The 2,221-nt window shown below is 33.1% G+C and carries 2 protein-coding genes; both read right to left on the bottom strand.

Annotated elements, in window-relative coordinates; all coding sequences use genetic code 11:
- Positions 1-159: 159 nt before the first annotated feature.
- Complete coding sequence (locus AAEY57_RS19030) at positions 160-537, bottom strand: hypothetical protein (RefSeq protein WP_024602732.1); 378 nt, start codon at positions 535-537, stop codon at positions 160-162.
- A 131-nt stretch (positions 538-668) separates the two neighbouring features.
- Positions 669-1,916 carry a type II restriction enzyme NmeDI-related protein gene (locus AAEY57_RS19025; protein WP_008130145.1) on the bottom strand — a complete coding sequence of 416 codons (1,248 nt, stop codon included), beginning with the start codon at positions 1,914-1,916 and terminating at the stop codon, positions 669-671.
- Positions 1,917-2,221: the final 305 nt, after the last annotated feature.

Genomic DNA, 2,221 nt, shown 5'->3' with positions numbered 1-2,221 from the left:
AGCTGAAGTAATTATGGCTTAAAAAGTTAAGCAAGGATCAGTGCGTTTAACTTGACAGTGGGAGTCATACCAACGCCCAATTAACAGGCAAAAAATAGTTGGTTAAAATAAGCGACGAAGGAGCAAAACCAACGGTTTTTGTCCTTGTTTAATTGTTTGTTAGGTAACATTTACCACGTTAGCCTTACTTTTTGACTGCCATAACCAAATAGAAGAACCAATACAGAAACCTAGAAACAATGTTTGAAGTTGTAAAGCAGAACTATCCGAAAGAACGTTTAATGAATAAAAAGCAACAGAATTAATTGCTACGTCACTAAGCATTATAACCAGTGTTAACACCAAACCAGCGTTACGCCATTTAACTAACAAGTAAACAGCCACAATATCTATAACAGCCAACGCTGTCCAATAAATATTAACCCATTCAGGAGCAAATTTATAAGGCAAGAATCCATAATATAAATTATCGAATATGTGAGTTGCACCACCTATAAATAGGCAGAAACACAAAACGAAAATTACTACTCTATCCATGATTCTATACACCTGATTTGTTACCTAACGCCCTCATCAGCCGCTGACGAAAGTGGCGCGACTTTTTGCGTTTTTTGCAAAATTCGCGACACTTTTGGCAGTCTGCTGGATGAGTTTGTTATGTAATAATTTCAATTTACCACCTTTGATATTTTTTTGAGAATATCTTTATCTTCTCCAAACTTGCAAATTGCATCACAATCTTTTCTTAAATCACTGAATAGTATGTAATGAATTTCAATGTCACTATTTTTAATCGATGGCCTCTGTAGCTGCAATATTACTTCTTTCTCCCGCTTGTCAGGAATGATAAGGTACAAAGATGGTAGGTTATTTGGAAATGAATAATAAAGATCAGTTAATCTTAATATCCCAGAATAGATGGATGTACTTTTTTCCACTTCAAAAGCACAAGTGATTTTATTTGAATCCTTTTCAAACCAAATTGCATCAATAAGTGTTATTGTTTTATAAGTGTCTTTATCAACGTCTATTTCTGGAAACTTATCTACGCAGATAAAAGACAAGCTATTACCATTATGACATCTTGATTTGTCGTTTGCTGCGGCAATAACATCATAACCAATTGAATTTCCGATAGTGAGAATGCGATGTTGCATTTCAGTGTGGAGATCTTCTTCCTCCATTTCACTTACAACTTCTTTGTGCCGTTTTTTTATTTTCTTTTCTATTTTTGTTCGTTCTTCATCAGAAAGATGATCGTCACTTATCAGTAATTTCTTTTCGCCAACATCAAATAAAAGCCCTGCAAAAGCACCCAAGTCATTCGATAACTCAGACTTTAGTTCATCATTTTTCTCTATTATAATTTCTCTCATCCTGAGATAATCTGACCACGACCCGAGCTTTACTTTATCTTTGAAGAGCGTATTGAATCCATTAACAATAGCAGTATTGCATGGAGGTATGATAGTGGGATGTAAAAAATAAAGAATACTTGCAACTGCTGGACCTAATCCTTTAATTTTCCGTTGATCTAATAAGATTATTTCCTTAATTATTTGTTCTTCTTTTGTGGCATTTATGCATTTTTCCAAGAATTGGCCAAATGCAACTTTATTTTCCTCATTTTCATAAATATCAGGTATTCGTAATTTTGGCTTCCAGTAAAAGGGATGCGATGCTCCTTTAAATACTTGCTTTTGTTCCGTGATACAGTTTAAAACAAATTCTAAAGATGAACCTTTAAAATCATTCCCAAAACTTCCATTTTTAATATCCTGTATTACATCAAATACACCCCTACGGATAGTTCTAAATGCTTTTAGTCGTTCGTCATTATTTACGAACCAGCTATTATAAACCGTCTCCTCATCACTTTTATAACCATCAATTATTGATTTTAAATCTTGACTCATATCCCCACTCTTAATTATTTGTATATTTACATAACAATTTAATATCGACCCTAAGGGTCGTTTTTTACCCAACATTGGTTCTGTAGTATCATATCTATATTAATAACAAAATATCTTTTATTATTCTATATCAAATATATAACTAATTAACATTTTACTAGGAACCGACAAAAACGACCCATCGGGTCGATTTCTTGACTATAGGGGCATCCAAGCTATAACTGTATATATATGGCTGTGATCCATTTCTGTGTTGATAGAATAAAATTTCAATATTAATCAACAATTAAAAGAATTCGTCAAAA

The sequence above is a fragment of the Pseudoalteromonas sp. MER144-MNA-CIBAN-0113 genome, from assembly GCF_040308965.1.
Classification (GTDB): Bacteria; Pseudomonadota; Gammaproteobacteria; order Enterobacterales; family Alteromonadaceae; genus Pseudoalteromonas; species Pseudoalteromonas tetraodonis.
The sequence above is the reverse complement of the archived record's forward strand: the minus strand, read 5'-3'. Positions and strand labels throughout refer to the sequence as shown.